The 19,417-nt window shown below is 55.0% G+C and carries 8 protein-coding genes and 1 pseudogene; 4 read left to right on the top strand and 5 right to left on the bottom strand.

Annotated elements, in window-relative coordinates; all coding sequences use genetic code 11:
• The first annotated feature begins 21 nt into the window (after positions 1-21).
• On the top strand, positions 22-1,281 hold the full coding sequence (locus tag HZS54_RS19965; RefSeq protein ID WP_179918806.1) for a hypothetical protein: 1,260 nt from the start codon (positions 22-24) through the stop codon (positions 1,279-1,281).
• Positions 1,282-1,337: 56 nt separating this feature from the next.
• On the opposite strand, the gene HZS54_RS19960 is transcribed toward HZS54_RS19965, so the two are convergent.
• The gene (locus tag HZS54_RS19960) at positions 1,338-4,364 is read right to left on the bottom strand and encodes a hypothetical protein (RefSeq protein ID WP_179918805.1); all 3,027 of its coding nucleotides are present in this window, start codon (positions 4,362-4,364) and stop codon (positions 1,338-1,340) included.
• Positions 4,365-4,367: 3 nt separating this feature from the next.
• Entirely contained in the window at positions 4,368-6,086 is a 1,719-nt protein-coding gene (locus HZS54_RS19955) for a hypothetical protein (protein ID WP_179918804.1), read from the bottom strand.
• Positions 6,087-6,548: 462 nt separating this feature from the next.
• Here HZS54_RS19955 and HZS54_RS19950 point away from each other — a divergent pair, with 462 nt between their 5' ends.
• From HZS54_RS19950 to HZS54_RS19940, 3 genes and pseudogenes are all read left to right on the top strand, one after another.
• The gene (locus HZS54_RS19950) at positions 6,549-10,049 is read left to right on the top strand and encodes a tubulin-like doman-containing protein (protein ID WP_179918803.1); all 3,501 of its coding nucleotides are present in this window, start codon (positions 6,549-6,551) and stop codon (positions 10,047-10,049) included.
• On the top strand, positions 10,049-11,362 hold the full coding sequence (locus HZS54_RS19945) for a hypothetical protein (protein WP_179918802.1): 1,314 nt from the start codon (positions 10,049-10,051) through the stop codon (positions 11,360-11,362). Before HZS54_RS19950 ends, HZS54_RS19945 begins: the two co-directional genes overlap by 1 nt.
• Before the next feature lie 248 nt (positions 11,363-11,610).
• Positions 11,611-12,019 (top strand): annotated as a pseudogene (locus HZS54_RS19940) (transposase domain-containing protein); the annotation flags it as partial.
• A 63-nt stretch (positions 12,020-12,082) separates the two neighbouring features.
• Here HZS54_RS19940 and HZS54_RS19935 read toward each other — a convergent pair.
• The 3 genes from HZS54_RS19935 to HZS54_RS19925 form a co-directional block, all read right to left on the bottom strand.
• Complete coding sequence (locus tag HZS54_RS19935; RefSeq protein WP_179918801.1) at positions 12,083-16,495, bottom strand: HEAT repeat domain-containing protein; 4,413 nt, start codon at positions 16,493-16,495, stop codon at positions 12,083-12,085.
• A 3-nt stretch (positions 16,496-16,498) separates the two neighbouring features.
• Positions 16,499-18,271 carry a vWA domain-containing protein gene (locus HZS54_RS19930; RefSeq protein WP_246391703.1) on the bottom strand — a complete coding sequence of 591 codons (1,773 nt, stop codon included), beginning with the start codon at positions 18,269-18,271 and terminating at the stop codon, positions 16,499-16,501.
• Positions 18,272-18,397: 126 nt separating this feature from the next.
• Entirely contained in the window at positions 18,398-19,309 is a 912-nt protein-coding gene (locus HZS54_RS19925) for an ATP-binding protein (protein WP_179923086.1), read from the bottom strand.
• Between the last annotated feature and the right edge of the window lie 108 nt (positions 19,310-19,417).

Genomic DNA, 19,417 nt, shown 5'->3' with positions numbered 1-19,417 from the left:
TATCAGTCCAAGGTGAACTCAATGAGCGCTCTCAATCATCAAAATCTCGCGGGTGAGACAGTCGTGGTGGGATCGGAAACTCGAACAGTCGGTCCGAAGATCGGGTCGGGTGCAGAGGGAACCGTCTACCGTCTGGAAGGTCCCAAAGAGTCGGTAGTGAAAGTGTTCAACCCGGACTGTCGAGCCGAAAAGGCAGATAAAGTCCGAGCGATGGTGCAGCCAGAGAACCGACCGCGGGACCGGACCTATGAACAAGAAGGTGTCCGGTCGATCATCTGGCCCCAAGAGGTAGTTGAGGACAATTCCGGACGGTTCCTGGGCTATAAGATGCCTGAAAAGGATCTCGATGAGGCACTCGACGCCCTCAGTTACGCGATGTTCGAACTCACTTGGGACGACTCCACTCAGGAAGATCGGTTGATGGTCGCGTACAACTTAGCTTTTCAAGTTTATGAGATTCACGAGCAAGAACACGCGATCGGTGATTACAATCACGAGAACATCTTCATCAATGAGGGGTTCGTCACGCTGATCGACTGCGACGCATTCCACATCAACACGGAGACAACGACGTACGATGACGACACGTACTTTCCCCGGTACTCGCCGCCAGAGAAGCGACCGGACAGTCTCGAAGAGGTGAAAGACGCCGATAGGTTCTGTCTGGGAGTGCATATCTTCCAGTTGCTGATGGAGGGGAGCCATCCGTTTTTAGCTCAAGGGTCCGATGCGGCAACAGGGAGCCTCCAGGACATGATCCAAGGGAACGCCTTCCCGTACGAGACATCTGCGGACGGGCTAGAGCCCCACGACGGGATGCAAACAAAATACGACCAGTTGCCACGGGAGATCAGGAAACACTTCACTAAGTGCTTCGATACGGGCGCGAAGGATTTGGGCTGGGGTCGCCCCAGTCCAAAAGAATGGGCACGCGTCCTTGGAAAAGCGGCTGGTATCCCAAAGGAGCAGCTTCCCGGAGGAGATGAATCGAACAGTTCTGGAGCAACAGGACCTGGGGAAGGCGACGAGTGGCAAGATTTCGACCCGTTTGAAGACGACAACACGCCCGAGATTGACGACGGTGAGGACACCGACCAAGCAACAGACAACGGCGACGACATTGAGTCGAATAAAGACAGTTGGATAGAAACCAACCCCTTCGAAGAGGACAGTACATCCACCTCAGCGGACGACGGCGGTAATACATCAACAACGACAGACGATGAAGACCAAGATGAGATGGACGATGACTGGATGGACACTGACCCCTTCGAGGATTAGTCAGAGTGATGGATTCATTAACAAACTACACAGAGACCGGCTACACCACTCACCGATCAGAGAGAGTCCACAATCGAGCTCACGATGGGGTCTGCTCCCCGGACGGAGCCTAGTTCGCCTTCCTTTGCGAGCCAAATAGGGACGTACAAATTGCCTTGGACACCGTTATCCAACTGTTCGGTTATCATCTGATTAGCTACATGATCGGTTACCGTTAGACGCAGGTCCATGAAGTTGTTCCGGATGACCTCATCGTCTATCTCGTCACCGTCACCAGCTCCGTATTGGCGCTGTGCGAACCTTGCTGCCTCGGTAGCCACCCCGATGATTTCCGGGTCCGACTTCCCGATCATCAGGTGGTCGTAGATCAGATCCTTGTAAACGGGCAAATACCTGAGTTCTTGGCCGACATCATTGTTGGGTGATGACCCAGATCGCTCCTCTAATGCACTTTCAACCGGGAACAAGAGGAGGATGACATCAGCGCGGACCACTGCGTCCGCGACAGTGGAGACCGCACCGTCGTCTTCGCTATCTGAAGACCTGCTTAAGGCCTTTTTATTCTGATCGATTTGGTCATTCAGCGAATCGGTCAAGTATTCCTCCTGCATGTACGGGAAAGTTACGACCCCCTCACGTTTTCCTCCAATTGTGAAGCTGAATTCAATGTCGAGGATTTCCGACGACGCCAGTTCGTCCTCAAAGTCCATCTCAGGTTGCTCGATCAGTGTACTAAGGTGGTTGTTCGGAGTGATTTCTTCAATATCGTCCCTATATTTCATTGCATGATATAGTAAGGTGATGAAGTTTTTAGTTTCGTTCATTTGACCGATCCTACCCTTGTCAGGGTCGTCAGACCCCATACTCTGGGGCCCGAGGATTAATACCTGAGCCCGATTTCGTCCGGTTTTAATTGCGACTGGAAGGAAAGCGACTCCTGCGATGATGAGCGCCAATTCTCCTGCAACGAATGCGGACAGCGACTCAAGGCCCTCAAACCCGAAAGTACCGGTGACGATCTGCTGAGTCTCAGTGTCGTAGAGGAGTGGAGACTGGTAGGAGATGATCCGTTCGACAATAATGTAAACACCCCCCGCCCGCAACGCAGTGGTGATCAGCGTCGTGACAAGTTCGGTAGTAGCCTTCGCGGATGCGACGCCAACGATTATCCCGAGGGGAACACCGACGGCAGCGCCAGCACCCTTCACCAGCTCTCCGGACCCTGTTGCCCATACTGCTCCGACCCCGACCACCATCGCGACGGTGACCATCTCAGGATACGTCTTCTCACCGGTAGCGTATCTCAGGGTACTAAACCAGATGAGGAGGTAACTCAGCGTGAAGAAGAACAATAGTTCAACGCCGTTCTCGATACCGAATCCAGCCCGTCCGAATGTCTCGGCGGCCGCTACCGTCAGGGCTTGGACCGCGATGCCCTCGCCCGAGGCCCAGATATCTGCCCATAGGTCGATACAAGACACGATTCCCAGGGACACAAGCCCAAGTTTTACCCTGTTCCACCGGGCGATCCCGCCAAATAAACCGGTCGAAGACCACTCTCTCTTCTCTTTCAGGAACCCCTTCAGAGGCCTGTAAAATCCCCATATAAGTCTGAACAGACCCTTGCCAAGCGTCCAACCGCCGGTCAAGAGGGCGACCGCTATTGCGCCGTTAATGAACGGGATCCACAACTGGTCAATGCCGACGGCAACCGCTCCGGTCAGCCCCGCGATGAGTGAAACTGCCGCCAGACCTACCGCAAAGCCTTTTGCGGCCGCACGTCGCTCCGCTCGTTCAGCACTGGCAGCCGGTTCAACCTCGATCGCGGTGTCGGTAAAGATATGATCTTGGACGATGGACAAGAATCCACCGTACCTGTCATCGGCCGCAGAATTCTCTTGAATTCGTTCAAGCCCGGTCTGAAGTTCACTCACGACGACAGAGTTATTTCCGACCTCATCATCCGCAGACGCATTCACTAAGAATTCGTAGATATTCTTAATAACTTGGTGAGCCATGCCCAATCCACCCTGGACCCTTCTCCTATCTACCGTCGACAGAGTGACGGTCACGACACATCCGACAACGACATACCAACTCTCAACAGCCACGGATTGGGGGATCGCGTCAAAGACGCGAATCGGCCACTGATGGAGGTATATCGTACGAGTTAATGTATTCACAGCTGATCCAAATATGCCAAACATCCAACCAATAATGATACTGAACAGTAGTCCAACCGCTGCGCCAGTAAACAGGTACTTCGTTAGAGGTTGGTTCAGGCGATATTTTCGTTGGTCCTCTGTCTCAACAAGGAACTTGTCTCCTCCGAATGAGAGTGGGTTGAGAGCGTTCGCAATCTGACCGGGAGAGTTCCCCGAAGAGTCATGTCTGTTCTCATCCCCAAATAAGAGCCGTTCTGTCTCGGCCTTTGCATCATCTATCCGTGATTCAAGTTTTATTTTGTCCAGTTTTTCCTTCGTAGCTCTCACCGGTTGGCCCGGTTCCTCGGAGTCATTTGGAATTACGACTACGTCGCTGAGTGGAAGGTCATCTACGATGCCGGACTCACAGATTGAGACTCGGATGTTTTGTCCGTACTGCTCAAACAGAAATAGGGACATTTGAAGGGCAGTAATAGTGTCGGGTGCCCCCAATTCCACCGGTTCGTCATCCTGACTATCCTTGATTAGTCGGGACAAATACCTTTCTTCAATTGCCAAATCCTCAATCACCTCGGCAGTGGTCATGCCGGTATAGATCGCATCACCACCCGTCTCTGTCTCCGCAATCATCCATCCTTGATTTTGGAACGCCTCTTCGACACGCTGTTTCAACTCTTTTAACAGGTCTGTTTCGGAAGTCCCATTCAGAACTCCGTAGAACTGATTTCGCGTGCCACGAGATCCCTTAAAGAACGATACCGCCCTACCAGCTTCAGGATGTGCATAGAATTGGAACCCATTGCGGTTCAATTCCGGAAGTACTTTGACTAGTTCTATAGACCAGTCGGTTGACGGCTCCTCATCTTTCAGAGGGTAAACGACATCACCGCTGTTGTTGGCAATGAAAAATTCCGTCATCGGTTATCGCCCAATCCTTTCCAGTACGTACTGTAGCCCTCGCAATGCGTAGTGGTCATCATCCCAATCAAGTTTCGGCTTTAGCTCACCGTCTTGTGTCCGTGGGTTCGATTTGTCGGGTTCGAAGTAGACCGGATATATGTATTTGTGTCGCTCCATGTCCAGATTGACACCGGGTTCAAACTGGTCTCTCTTGCTGAGGTCTTGTACATACCCCCAGATGTGTTCCCGGAAGTCGTCCCATGAGGTCTTCGGAAACTTGCCCTCGTACATACTGTATGTCTGCAAGAAAGTGTCGCTCATGGTGGCTAGGAAGAAGAAGTCTTTGTCGTCACAGAGTTCTTTGTACACTTCGAAGAACCCGTTCCCTGTCTCGTTACTATTGGTTCGGCGAGGGACGGCTCGAGACTGCCGTCGCGACTCCAAGTCAGATTGATCGAGGTATTCCGGGAGTTCATTGTCGTCTAATTCCTCAGCGAACTCGTCCATTGGAAGCACCAATCCGAGCGTATCGGCGTCCATAGCGAGTATCGAGAGTAATGATGTCATCTGGTCGGGATCAATGCCATTCTGTCGATCCTTCTCTCTGAGCTCTTCGAAGGTTGGAACCTTGCGGTCTTCATAGTCGTCCCACTTGTCAAGGAATGTGTCCCAAGCATCATCGATGTCCGTTTCGATTTGTTTGAGATGCTCACCAGGATAGTCGACGGTCTTAACTGTCACCCGCTGGCGTTTGATCAGTCCGTGCCTGAACTGAAAGCGGAAGAAATCGTGCTCACTCCCCTCGTTCGGTTCGAGTAACTCGTTGTCAAAGTCATCTTGGGCGAAAGCAGAGCGAATATCGTCAAGTGGGTCATTTGGATCTGGGTCAACTGTCTGATTTCCTTGAATCGCCTGGTCCATGAGGCAGTAAGCCGTTCCACCCATGAACCACGTTTTGCCAGCCCTGTCCGGACCGAGAATGAGTACGGACTTGTCGAGGTCATGATCGCCAAACTTTCCGAGCAGTTCGAGGAGCCACAAGAGTGCCCCCATAAAGACAACAAACGCTACAAGCGAGACAATTGGGTCAAACTCCAATCCGATTATTTTTCCAGGAAACTTCGCCGGTATCGCTATCCCCGCGACGACCGTCGGAACATCTCCGGCGGTCCAAATAAGGTTCTCATCAATGAGCGCCTCTGCGATTGCCCAGATCCCGACAATAAACACTAAAGATCTAAACCGCTCGAGCCCCTCGTCGAAAACATTCAGCCCATCAGTTCGCAACTCTTCTATTAGGCCACCATACAGCATTCCGAACACAAATGCTAGTAGCCCTGTACCGATTGTCTCAACGGTAAACCAACTGTAGCCTTGGAGCGCGTCAACAAACACAACGATTGTGGCGATACCGATTAATCCTGACGCGAATAGGAACAGCCCTTGGAGTCGCTTGTAGTCGTCTAGAACGAACAACCCAAACAAGCCGAAAAGGAAGCCAGCCGGGATAGTGAAGAGAGTGGCTTCATTCACCGGGAGCATTATACTGAGAATATTAAAGAGATCGTACGCATTTCCGGTTATCCAGCCGATGTACCAAGCATACGCCAACACTCCAGAACAGACGAATATCGCAAACATCTGCCAAAGGATAGTTTTCACCTCCTCAATATGGTAGACGAACAGTTCCTTGATTTCTCCATATAGCAGCTTGGTAAGACTCTGCTGACCCACCGTCATTGATAGATGCACAATAAGTATACCTATACTAAAAATCTCTGCCTCATAGTTTGACACTGATACAGTGCCTTTTTGTTATGATTAATTAGCAACTACCGGCGTTGTTCCATAGCGTGTCTAATGAGTGATCTGCGGTCACCTGCCCAGGAACTCACGTATGAGCCCGTTAGGGCGCAGTCTCGCAACGAACGAACCGATCGAAGATTGGAACTCAGCCTATCACATCCCAAATTTTCTTTTCAGGTATAATATTCACGACATATCGAAAATATCTGTTGGAGAGATAATTACAGTCCTGAATCAGAACGCATAGTTGTCAAGATTGATAAATTTATTAGTATAATTTCACAATAATTCTGTTTATATATTGTTAGGCGGATAGTAATACACGATTTCGTTCAGCGGTTCTTTGGCTGATATGTACATAAAACCTAATAACATCCGAGGCAAATAGAATGTTCCATGGCAAGACTGCGGGCACCGACCCATGTGGTGTTCTTGGGTGGAGCTGGGACGAAGATTGGATGGACACTTCCCGACCAGAAATGGTTTTTTGAAGCGCTTCTATCTGATGAGATAGACAACGGGCCAGACGGGAACCCGTCTGACTTCAACGCATATTTCGTTAACACGGATACTAATGAGACTCCTGAGGATATCGAAGATGATTTTGACAAGGCCGCCGAAAACGCAAAGGCAACGGTAGACGATCCGTTAGACATTACGATCGACGCTACCACGATCGATCTCGGGGATATCGACCAGAATTTACTGCACCCTAACAACGTCGTCAACGAAACATACATTCCGCAGATCATGCGGGAACTTGACCTTGAAGCTTGGTGGCTTGAAGAGAATAAAACAGTCGATAGCCTCAAGGGACTCGCTTCCACCGGCGTAAATCGCAAGCGCGGACTCACGAAAGCGATCCACCGACTCGGTCAGTCTGACAATGATCCTCTCGGTGACCTCATTAACGACCTTGAGAATTCTAATGATACCCCGGAGGTTGCAGTTGTTGTTGGATTTGGAGGCGGGACCGGGTCCGGCATCCTCATCGACCTTGCCTACCGGATCATTGAACAGACGAACGGAGACCTCACGTTATTCGGGAGCTTGCCTGCTCCGTCGGCGAACGACGGGCCAAACGAGAAGACGAATGCGTACGCGGCACTATCGGAGCTTGAGTATCTTGAATTGAACGACCGGAAACTGTTCGAAACGATTCATCTTCTCCCGTTTGATGCTCATGTTGATGAATCAGCGTTCAATAAAGGAGTTCTATACGCGCTTCTCGCGTGGTACAATCTAGACGATCAACCGGACACGAGACAAGACTTCAGCGGAGGCGAAAACAACGGCCCACCGAAGTACGCCCCCTTTACACTCACAGTCCCGCAGTACGCAAGGTACGTCACCGAGGATGTCGAAGACACCGAATCTAACTTAGAAAGTTACGTCCAAGAAAAGGAAACCGCCATTGAGCAGGAAGCGGATCTACTGGAGTCTTTAGAAGAGGCCACGGCCGCGCTTGATCCTAGTGTCAGAAATGAAATTGTCGATGACCCCCTGCAACCGCCACAGAACCACGAGTACCGGCTTGAGAACGATCAGGCCAACACCCTTAGAGACGAGATCGAGACCCTCCAAGAGTTGCTCGGAGAGTCTTACATGGATCGGATCGGATACCACGCATCAGGGACCCTCCATGAAGACATCTTAGACACGTTCGATGTCTCCAGAGACCAAGCGGAGTGGGAGCGAGATGCAGAACAGCGAGCAGCGGTCGCAAAGGATATCATCGAACGGCTTCCTAACTCACTAGGAGACTACACCCAGTACAGGCCCAACGACGGGTGGAAGGGGGAAGAGGACACGCTCATTGAGATCGCTATCGAGCAGTTCTCGCTAATCAAGCGTCGGGCCGGCCTCTATAGGGCCGCGAATGGGCTTGAACTAGACATTCCGACTACCGTCGAATCGTCAATTGATGCGAGCGAAGCAGCCTCCGAGGCGGGCGACGACATTGAACTGGCCCTTGACCCGGATGACGCTGGTCGGTCAGCAAAAGTAAACCCGTTTATCCAAGAGCTCAACGACGAGGAATCTGAAAAGGAACGACATAAAGAGGCATTGGATAAACTCATTGATAAGCACGCCCCTGCCAGGGTCACGATGAAAGCCGAGAACTGCCTGCAGGACTTAGAACCGACACTCGACAACTATTATAACCTCTACACTGACCGGGAAGAACTGGTCAACCTAGTAGGTCAGCTTGAGGACGAGGTCATATCGAAGGTCGGTATCGCAATTGCGGCTAACAACCCAGAGCAGGTCCCTGACGAGGGCCTTGACTTCAACGACTTCGACGAACTGGAGACTGCGTGTAACAAATACGATGATGTCACTGCCCCGGACAGTCAGAGGGTGAAATCATCAGTACGGAACCTTGTTCGTGCCCGTAGAGAAATCCTACGAGCAAAAAAGATGGAAGAGGACCCTACTGAGGCAATCAAAGAAAAAGCCAGAGGTTGGATTGGCAAGACCCAGCATCAGACCTACAAGGACAATTACGATGAGGCGGAGAAGATGATTGACGACTCGATCATTGACCTCCCTGCGTGGGACGAACCGTGGGGAGATACCGATGAGATAGTAAATGGGGAGTATTTCGACGCAGGGGTGGATAACGAGTTGGTCAGCGCCCGCAACCAACTCACTGAGACCGTCAAGCGCCATCTTAAGGATGCTCGAACGGAAGTCAGTGATGACCCCGGAGAGCTTCAGCCAAGTGACGCTGACTCAAATGTCCGTGAATTTATTACGGTAGTTGAAGAAGATATCGTGGTCGATATCGACGAGGTCAAGGAGTGGCTCAAGGGTGGCTGGGATGGTAACCTCCCAACTGAATTCGACACCTTCAAACAGCAGTTCGAAGACCCACTCGAAGACGCGTTCAAGACTGTACTTATCGAGCCTTTTGAGGACGAGCGCGACGAAGTTGAGAACGAACTCGACAAGTATGCGGATGTCCGTGAACGGTTGGAAACGATACAGAACATCCGCATGGATAAGGGAAGCGACTATCATCAGACCAGCGATAATGTTCGTGACCCGTTGAGTCTCTCGGTGTACGAGTCTCCAGGCCAACCTGGTCCGTTCAAGAACGAGATTGAGCCGGACAACGAGGGTTTCCTCCAAAGCGACCAGAACCTGGGTGAAGCTGGCATCCTCAGCGAGGAGGACGAGAAAGATCACCTCGTCGAAGAGCTGGTGAATATGCTCCCTGGGTTTATGAATGATCACTTCCCGGTTAAAGAGGTGGAACTGACCCACAGCGAAGGCACCCCATATGACGGTCACCTAGTTAACTCAGTGTTCCTGAGTACCGCATTTGACGGATATAGACCCGACGAGGTCGCACAAATTGATGAAATCTGGGAAGATCTAGATCGCATGGCGCTGGATAAAGACGACTACGGAGCATCACGGGTACCAGCGGGTGACGACCACGATGTCGCAATGACGACCTTCCTCGGGGGAGTCTTTCTCGATAACCTCACGATCTTCGCCGATGACTGCAAGTCGGAATACAAGGAGACGATGGGCCGGTCCCTGTGGACTACGATCACTGACATGGAGGACCGGCACCTACACCTGGACAGGGTCCCTGAACTCGCTCAGCACCAAGGCTACGGACTTGATGGGGTGGCGTACCACGCTGAACGCGCGGCGGCGCAGGCTGACGGTGGGTCACAGTCAGGCGTTGAGGACCGATTCCTACCAATGAACTCTGACGGAGGTTTCCCGACTCGGTGTGACACAATCAACGTCTCAATTGAAGATGGGAAGCGAGAACTTCTAGTGCCTAGTGAGGACGAGCTTGTGGATAAACTCCGGAAGGAGTACTATCGGGTTGTCGGGTTCCCCTCGTCGGTTGACCGGGATGCCGACAAAGAGTGATGAGTGGCAAGAACGCACAATCACCGCCTACGGCCCTGTGGGACATCCAAAAACATGACCGCCGGAAGTTACTCGTCCTCGGCGTCATTCTCGGGCTACTCGCGGTCCGTGTCAACGAACTGTTGAACTGGGCATGGGACGCTAAAGGGGTTGGGTATCGGACTGTCGAAGTGGCAACTAGCGGGGAAATAGCGGTAGCCATTGTTGCGGCAGCCGGACTAGTCACCGGGTGGCTGGTGCTGTTCATGTTTGACCGGACTAAGCGGTTTCAGAAGGTCTTTATTGTGTTTATTGCGACTGTCTACGTTATCTGGAACGTGGTTGTCGCTGGTCACTGGGTCGAAAACTACCCCTTATTGGAAGACTGGTACGTTGCCGTCGTGACATTCCTCGCGGGTATAGGTAGCGGGTTTGTCCCACAGCTAAGAGCGGGTAAGCGGCAAGGAGAGTATCCCATCGCGGCATCTGGGTTGTTCCTATTCGTCGCTATTCCCTCAGTGGTCGGGTTCTTCGACCTCTACTGGTTCGGTGATGCCTCACTTTCCATCGTCTCTGAGAGTACTCGTTTTCTCTCGCCGACAGTCCCCATCGCAGTATTGGTAGATGCCACAGTGGTATCTGTCTTCCTCGCAGCGGTCGGGAAATTTATTCTGTACAGTGACGTGCGGTCGGTAACGTTCATCACATCCGACGATGAGGCCGTAATGGCAACGTTGATCGGGCTGTTCCACCACGTCGAAGACGACTACCGAGGACGCGGGCCCGAGTGGCTGGAAGACGGATATGGTGACCTCCAATCCGGACAGGCGCCGTCGTCGAATCTTCATAGCGGGCAGGAGACAAATTTCGTGTATCTGCCGCCCGGTCTGTTCCCACAGTGGGTTACTGTCTCAGCATCGTCTATCTCTCTCAATGAACTCAAAGACGACGAACTCAAAACCGCGGCGTCGAAAGTAAACTATGGATTGGTGAACGACTTCAAGGAGCTGGTCTACGGAAGTCTGGTTCCCCGGTTCATTGAAAGGAACATCCGGCCGAATACCGAGTCTCAAGCCGCCAATGTTGTCAATGCGGACGTGCTGGTGTACGTGACGACGGACCGGACTACGATTGACCGCTTCCAAGAGGTCTGCGACCACATTCCCGACCACACTGATAAGGTCGTAGTCGCGGCTGGAGGGACCCACGTAACAGACTTTGGAAGCCTCCCCCTCGGGTTCGACATCATTGAAGTTGATTGGACAAACCGAAGCACCGACGATGACCTATTGGTCGCCGGAATCGACGAACTCAGGGAACACCTAGACAACTAAGAACGGCCGTGTTTAGACGCTCGTAAGAGCAGTTGAGAACGCTGGTTCGCGCGTCTGCGAGTCGGAATTACTACCGAGTATTGGTAGTTCCCGAGCGGAGATCGGTCTGATCAGCATGGATTGACCGCAGTAGCCGGGCGCTCCGGGACAGGGAAGTAACTAGCCGAGCCGAACTACTGGCGTCTGTCTCACCCCGATTGAGTCACAGGCTCTCAACAGCCCACAATCTGGCGTCTAAACAAGGCTAACGCAGTCGAAAGGCAATCCATTATTGGGTGCAGAAAGCCGATTTACAGCCTGATACCAGACAGAACATGAATCACATCGCGCTTGATAAGACTGTGATTCGGATCAATGACCAGCAATACTGGCTGTACGCCACCGCTGATCCGACGACAAATCAGCTGCTTCAAGTACGGTTGTTTTCGATGACCACGACCGTACTCATCAATATGTTCCTCCGCGAACTGGGCGAGAAACACGATGTCGAAAACACCTTGTTTCTGGTCGATGGCGCTCAACATCTCCAAACTGCACTCCGCCGAGCAGGGCTCCGATTTCAGATGCGTCGCCACGGAAATCGGAACGATGTCGAACGAATCTTCCGCGAACTCAAACCCGAACTTCATCGTTTTCGACTGCTTCAGACACGTTTAATCGGAAACAGCCGTCTCATGGCTCCAAGCGTTCGCTCGCTGGCTCAATGCTGCTAACTAAACACTACCAGTCTGAACCCCGTCTTTTTAGTTCGACTAAACCATCTGCCGATTGCTGACGAACCCATTGATTTTTATCCTCAATTGAACTCATCAGTAGATTCACTGCTCGCTCGCGCACAGACGAGTAGCGTATCCCAAGTTTAGCGACAAGGCAGATTCCCGTTTTTCTTACGTTTGGAGAATTAGGTGATCCCTCATACTGTATGACTGCTGATCTAAACACTAATTCTGGACTAAGCTCTGAGTGCTGGAGGAGGTCCATTATCGAGCCAGCTACGGATTCTTGAGCTGGAGTTCTGTCGTTAAAAAAGCTGAAAAAGTGCGCAATAACTTCATCAGCTGGCACAACACTTGTTGCACCAAGTCTAGCTAGTGTTTCGACAGCATTAGTACGGATTTCCCAATTGCCGTCACGACTAGTCTCAAGCAGTTTCGATACTCCTCTTCGATGGAGTCGTTTATTCTCGGTAAGGGGAAGTAATTCCTCAAGGGAATCGAAAATAGCTTCATTCCGGTTGAGCGTTATTCCGTGATCGAGGAGTTCTCCGATAACAGAATCAACACGGGCCTGTGATGCGTTTTCAACGAACGTTTTTAACGTGTTTGTACGGGACGCTTCGTCCGTGATCGTAAGATGATGGGCAGTCTCTGCGGGTTCCAGGTCGGGTTTCGTCGGGTCTTCGGGCCAGTGTTCGAGTACCGTGTTGTAACAGTCTAATCCACCGAGGGCTGCCACGCGTGCGGTAACCCGAGCTAAGGCGCGTGCAGTGACGTGGTCGTCGCTGTATACTCCGTAGGTCGCAATTCCGTCAGAAGCCGAACCGTCCATGTAGTCGATCGCTTCGGAGATCAGCCAGTCGAACCGGTCGGCGATACGAGGATTTTCTCGTGTACAGGTGCCGATAACTCGAAGTAACCAATATAGCGACAGAGGGGTTACCCCCACATCGGCGAGGTCAGATATGATTGCGTCGTCGTACTGGTCTTCCAGTCGGTCGGACACAGCGTCGAGATGCATGCGTACTGACCCGGGGGAGTCGTCAACGATGGCGGTGAGGAGGCGTCCGGCTGCTTGACTGACGGACGGTCGGTCTGACTCCATGAGTACCGTGAGAGCTGTTTCGGCAACACGGTCGTGCTTCGGGGTCTCATCAATAGGGAGCGTCGATATCGCTGGGAGGAGTTCACCCTGGGCGACCTGGTCTTCGCAGAACCGTTCAATGAGCGTGTCTGTAATTGGAATGAGCGAATCGGGTTCAACGTCGCTGATCCGGGCAAGTGCAGTGGCAGCGGCCCGTCGGACACCTCGTTCGCGGGCTCGAAGTCGGATTTCGAGTTCTGACACGGCGCGATCAGTACTAGTTGGGTCGGCGGCACCGCAGTGACCGACCGCTTCGCAGCAGGCAATCGTGACGTGGCGTGGCCCGTCAAGCCCATCCACAACTGCGTCAACGAGCGGCGTCGTGACCTTGAGTCCATTTCCGGCGAAATGACCCACTGTTCGTGCAGCTTGCGCGCGGACGATGGCGTCCGGGTCGCGCAGTCGTTCGATGAGTACGTCTTCGGCCGGTGAACCGACCGTTTCAGCCGGGAGCGAGCGTAATGTACACAGTGCAACTTCTCGGACGGACGGCGTCCCGAATCGCGCGTATTGCTGTATCACCGGAGAAGGGGTGTCTCGAACAAGAGGGTCAGCTGGGGTCGATCTGAATTCTGATGTGGAACTCCCCGTGGCCTTGGGAGCGAGAGTTGCAAGCGCCCCGAGGAGCGAGTCTGGTGCTGCTACTTCGTCGAGCGCGACGGTGGTCGTGAGGAGATGCTGGCGAACATAGGAGCGGAGGTCTGGATTGTGAGCACCGATGGTTACGAGCAACTCAGCCGCACGTTGACAGCGGTCGGGATCAGTTGCCGACAGGTGGGTCGCGATCTCGTCGACCTGCTCCCTCGTGGCGTTTTCGGGGCCCTCGAGATGGGCCGGGGAAGACGCTGAGGGTTCGGCATGATCCTCGTCGAGGTGGGTCGTAACACGGCGGACATCGGAGTGCGGATACGCGGCCCAGATCTCGAATCCGTCGTCACCGGCCATGGCAGCACCACGGCCAATGGCTTCGAGTAAACTTGCTGTGAGCTCGCCATCATCGCTCCAGAATTCCTCTTGAATCCACTGTGTTGCGGGAACCGTCTGGGGGATGGTCTCGGAGAGTTCGCCAAGCCATTTTGCGTCGTTCGCGTATCCCGGGGCTATTGGATGGGCGCTGAACGGTGATTCACGGCCTCGGCAGTGGAGATACAGGCGAGGGTGAGCGGTGATAATCTCTGCCAGGGTTTCGGCGTTCATTTCCGGCAGGATAGCGATTGGTGGGTGATTTACCAGGATACGGGCGGCAAATCTCGGTGTGTCGTCCGCGAGGAGACGGAGACAGGCAAGGATTGGTGTGTCCTCGTGGCGCTCGGCGAACGAGTGAAGACGGTCGATAGCCCGGTCGCGTATCTCCGTGTCTTCTGTGGCGAGGAGAAGGGCTGTGGAGAGCCATGCAACGACTGTCGGTGACGTGTCTTCGGCACGGATAGTTTCCTCAAGGGTTTCGGCAGTTTCTAGATCGATGGTGCCACCGTCCGAAACAGCCTGGGCGAGGAGTTCCGCGCTGTACTCCGTCGAGTCATGTTCAGCCGGGAAAGAGCTGAGCAGCGTTAGCGCAGCGTCAGTTACGAGCTGTGGTGATGAGTCAATGAACGGCTCGAGCGAACCACCACTTGGTTCGGAACCGAACAAAACGCCCAAGTCACCGTCCCCGTCCTCATCTTCGTCTTCGGATTCGTCGTCGTCCTCCATTTCGTCTTGAAGAAATCGACGCTGCAGATCGATGATGTCGGCGAGAAACGACGGGTCCTCCGTGTCGCTCACCGTCAGTACGCGAGCCGCTTCGTCCCTGAGAACAGGGTCGTATTTGTAGACACTCGCGGTGATCTGCCAGAGCATGGGGGCAACGGCCGGGTCGGCTTGGATGAACGATTTGAACTCTTCAAGCACCTGTCTGCGAGCCGCTTCGCCGTCGTCCGCGAGGAGTGACTGTAAAATCCTGATCGCTGCCAATCCGTGGTCGGGTGACTGGCGAGCGATAACGCCGCACAGTTTCGCTGTCGTTTGCTGATCTGCGAAGCCACCCAGTTCAGAGAGCGTCTGGGCGAGTTCCACGTACCGTGGGATGTCGGGGAGCGTAATGCCGCAGTCTTCGAGTTCGTGGAGTGGATCCTTGGTTTCGAAGAGGCCCTGGGACGTGAACTGTGCCCACAGCAGCAGGTCGATAAGATGACTTGCAATGCCGGGAGCATCCGTCCGGATTTCTTCGACGACGGTCAGGAGCAGGCTAATTGCAGCTCCCTCGACATCGCCGTCGCCGTCAGCGAGACACGGGAGCACGCGTTCTTGCAACCGGTGTAAATCGAAGGTTCCAGCGTCGAACGTGTACTCGAGTGCTTTGAGCGTCGCAAGGCGAACTTCCCAATCGTCATCATCAGTCATCCGCAAAAGGTCGTCGCGGTATTCGCGGACTGCGCTGGGGTCTTGACGAGCGACTTGCTTCAGCGCGATCGCGGCCGCGCATCGGACCTCGGAATCGGGATCCGCCAGCCGAGCAACGATCCGGTCCAGATATGGTTCGACACGGTCCGGATGGGGGATTCCGAGCGTCGCGGTTTGCTGGATGTCCGCGATACGGCCCAGCGCTCGAATCGCTGCTGCCCGCACGTCGGATACGGGGTGGTCGACGTGCGCCGCGATCTCGTCGAGACCGGCGAGGTGCTCGGGAAGGAACCACCCGATCCGCCCGAGGGTTCCAAGCGCGCTGATGATCGTCGCGGGGTCGTCACTGTCGAGGTCCCAGACGCGGCCAGCGATGACTGGACGGAGCATCGCAGGTTCGTTCACTGCGGTTCTCGTCACTGCCCACGCCGCTTCGACTGCGGTGTCCGTCACCGAACTCTCAGTGAGGCCGACAAGCGGCCCTAGAGCCGGTTTCACAACACCTGGCGCGGCCCCACCGATGTCACCGAGGAGTGCTGCAGCGAGCGCGGGGCGGACTTCTGACTCGTCAGGGTTCGACAGCGCCGTTCCAAGTGAATCTACCAGCGGTGAGAGAGCGCGGGGGCGGTGACGAGCGAGGTCTCGCAGCGCAACCAGTTCCTCGGCGGTTACCGCGCGCCCTGGTCGTAGCGACGAATCGACCGTGTCGACGACATCAATGACGCGCTCCGGACGCGTCTCCGTCGCCGCGACGAGGGTTCGGAGCGCGTGTTCGCGTACCGGGTCGGCTTCGGCGTCAAGATGGTCGAGCGCGCGGTCGATAACGTCATCGGGTGTCGACCGTCCCGTAGCGAGTGCGGCGCGCAGATGTCTCGGTGATTCTTCTGTCATGGGTTAGGCCTCTGTCGAGAATAACGTCCTGACGAGTCGCTGGAGTGTCCGTTCGAGCGAGTCCGCATCCGCGTAGGTGATGTGGTCGAAGAACTCGGTGTGCGACCCCGAGTCTGCCCCGATGTACACGCCGAATACTGGAAACGTGCATTTTTCGAGTTCCGACCGGTATCGCGTCGGGTCGTCCGGTTCCCCGTCAGTAACGACGACGACGAACGGGTACGACCCTTCCCCGCGATCGATCCGTTTTCGACTCACCGCGACTGCTGTCGACAACGGCGTCCCCCAGTCCGCCCGCTCGGTCATCAAACGGTCGACGTGGTCCGCGGGGCGTGCGCCGAACGGGACTTCGAGACAAGGGGTTCCTTCCCAGACCGACAGGACAGAGACGTCGACCCCGACTTCGAACAGTGCGTGTACGAGTTGCGCGGTCGCTGTCTCAGCCGTTCGGATCGGGTCCCCGTCCATCGACCCTGACCGGTCGAGGACAACGAGACAGGAGTAGTCTTTCATCGTCCCGGACTCGCGGCGAGTGAACACGCGTTGCGTTCCGCGGTTCGCCGCAACCAGTCGCCGCCCATCGAGGCGACCAGCGCGATACCCGCCAGTGTCCCGGGGTCGCCGCTCGCGTCTGAGTTGCGTCGCCAGATCCTGCTGGAGCTTGCGTGACCGATCGACGGCTGCGGTCCACCGCTCCATATCTCCTTCCTCGACCGGATCAACGACGACGACTTTCTCGAGATCCGTCGTGTCGTCGTCGACAATCCCGAGCAGTCGCCGTGCCTCCTGCTCAAGCGGTGACCGGCCCGTGGTTCCCCGTGATGCCTGTGCCCGTGTTCGTTGCCGAGCGACCCGGCGAACGGTCTCGTCTTCGAGCGACCCAGGGGGACGGTGGTCGTCCGTGCTACCGACCTCAGCACGCTGGCCGGTTCCTGACTGCGTTGTCCGTTCGTCTCGTTGATCACCGGTGACGCGTTCGTTGGCGGCTCGTTCGTCGGGGAGTTTATCCGCCGGCTTGACACCCCAGTCCTGTCGTGCTCGTGCATCAGCGGGACGGACCGGTGCCGTCTGGAGTCGGTTACTCTGCAGCGGCGGAAGCGACTCGAACGTCGCTCGCGCGCTTTCGAAGAACTCGCGTGCTCGGGTGACGCGTTTCGTCCCGCTAGGATCCGACAGCATCTCGGTCACGTAGTCGTCCATCACCGGGATCAGGTCAACCAGCGCATCCCGCCTGCCGTTGTGAACGACACGCCGCTCGTTTCCCGGGTCGACGATCGCATCGAATCGCCCGCTATCCACGAACCCCCGATCGAGCAGCCCGACCGCCAGAGCTTCGAAAACGGTGTAGGACTGAACGGGTTCGCCGTCGACAGTTTCGAGGTCGAACAGTTCGACGTACTGGCGGTGTCGGCGGTCAGCACGGTTGGCGAGCACCTCGTTGAGGACGATGAAATCCCCGGTGACGTTGAACTCGTTCGCCACCTGGGTTTCGATGACCCCGTCCTCGACCGTGTTGTACACCATCCGAAACAAGTCACGCCACCGGCCGCCGACACCCTTTAGGCAATCGCCGAACCGGTCGAAATCGGAGTAGTAGACGTGCCCGAGTTCGTGAAACAGAAACGCCACCTGTAGCGACCGGTCCCAGAGTCCCTGTGGAAGATCAGTCCCGTGCTGTTCGTATTTTTCGGTGGGAATCAGGATCTCGTACGCCTCCTCGTGGCCTCCCTTGTCAGGTTGTGCTAGCGCTCGGTCTTCGTCGAGCGTGACAGTCACGCTCGTCTCCCGGTCGGTACAGAGCGACGCGAGGCGTTCGAGTTCGCGGCGGCGCTCCTTGGACGCCCGTTTGGGCGTCGAAAGCGCGGCGAGGTCAGCGGTACTGGTCTCCTCTGTCAGGTGCATCTACAGTCGCTTGTCGATAAGGGTTCGAACGAGCGATTCGTCGTACTCGTCGACGCGGGCGACGAGTTCGCTCCGCGCCGCTTCCTGCAGCGGCATGAAGTCGTCTTCCATGAATCGGGCGATCCGCACTAACTCTCGTGTCGTAATCGGCGTGGACAGCTCGCCGTCCATGTATGCTTCACGGAGGCGGCTCGCAAACGACACCAGCTCGGTGATCTGGTCTTCTTTCCCCCTGTCTAATTCCGTCCGGTCGAAAATCAGGTCCGCTTCGACGGACTGAGGCAGGTACGAGAGTTTCACGTGCCGGAACCGGTCTTCGAACGCATCGTTCAGCTCGTAGGTTCCCTGATAGCCCGGATTGGAGGTTGCGACGACGCGGAACTCCTCGTGGGGCGTGATCTGTTCGCCGGTCTGGGGAATTGTCAGCGAACGCGTCGCTCGCTGCTCCATCACAGCGTTCAGTGCCGCTACGGTGTTGGCGTCCGCCGCGTTGATCTCGTCGAGCAGCAGGAGCCCGCCCTCTCGAACCGCCCTGGTGAGCGGCCCGTCGATCCACTCCGTGACCGTGTCCCCGCTATCAGAACTCACCAGATGAAGGTGTCCGAGCAGGTCCTCCTTGTACGTCGTTTCGGAGAGTGTCACGCGGTACAGCGGTCGATTAGTCATCGCGCAGAGATACCGCGTGAGAAAGCTCTTCCCGACTCCCGGTGGGCCCTTGAGGACGACGTTCATCTCGAGTTCCAGCGCTCGAGTGACTATTTCGACATCCGTCCGATCACCTTCGATCTGCCGGTGATGATACGCGTCTTGCTCGAGCGATGGGATGTTCTCGTGGCCAGTATTGGCCAAGATCGATAGTTCACTAAACGACTCACCCGTACGTGACCCGACCGTCGTGGTCTCATTCGCCATCGAATTCACTGAATTTCCGTCCGTCATTCATTCTATGAACGCCCGCCGCGAACCCTGTCTACCCCAAACCCGGTCATGGATAGCACCCAACCTACCGAAGATTCCTTG

The sequence above is a fragment of the Halosimplex pelagicum genome, from assembly GCF_013415905.1.
Lineage (GTDB): Archaea > Halobacteriota > Halobacteria > Halobacteriales > Haloarculaceae > Halosimplex > Halosimplex pelagicum.
Note: the sequence above shows the minus strand (reverse complement) of the source record. Positions and strands in the feature narration are given on the sequence as shown.

Bases quoted from the DNA above. Each gene is read 5' to 3' on its own strand.
- HZS54_RS19935 (WP_179918801.1), bottom strand. From the start codon at position 16,495: ATGACAGAAGAATCACCGAGACATCTGCGCGCCGCACTCGCTACGGGA.
- HZS54_RS19965 (WP_179918806.1), top strand. From the start codon at position 22: ATGAGCGCTCTCAATCATCAAAATCTCGCGGGTGAGACAGTCGTGGTG.
- HZS54_RS19925 (WP_179923086.1), bottom strand. From the start codon at position 19,309: ATGGCGAATGAGACCACGACGGTCGGGTCACGTACGGGTGAGTCGTTT.
- HZS54_RS19955 (WP_179918804.1), bottom strand. From the start codon at position 6,086: ATGACGGTGGGTCAGCAGAGTCTTACCAAGCTGCTATATGGAGAAATC.
- HZS54_RS19960 (WP_179918805.1), bottom strand. From the start codon at position 4,364: ATGACGGAATTTTTCATTGCCAACAACAGCGGTGATGTCGTTTACCCT.
- HZS54_RS19950 (WP_179918803.1), top strand. From the start codon at position 6,549: ATGGCAAGACTGCGGGCACCGACCCATGTGGTGTTCTTGGGTGGAGCT.
- HZS54_RS19945 (WP_179918802.1), top strand. From the start codon at position 10,049: ATGAGTGGCAAGAACGCACAATCACCGCCTACGGCCCTGTGGGACATC.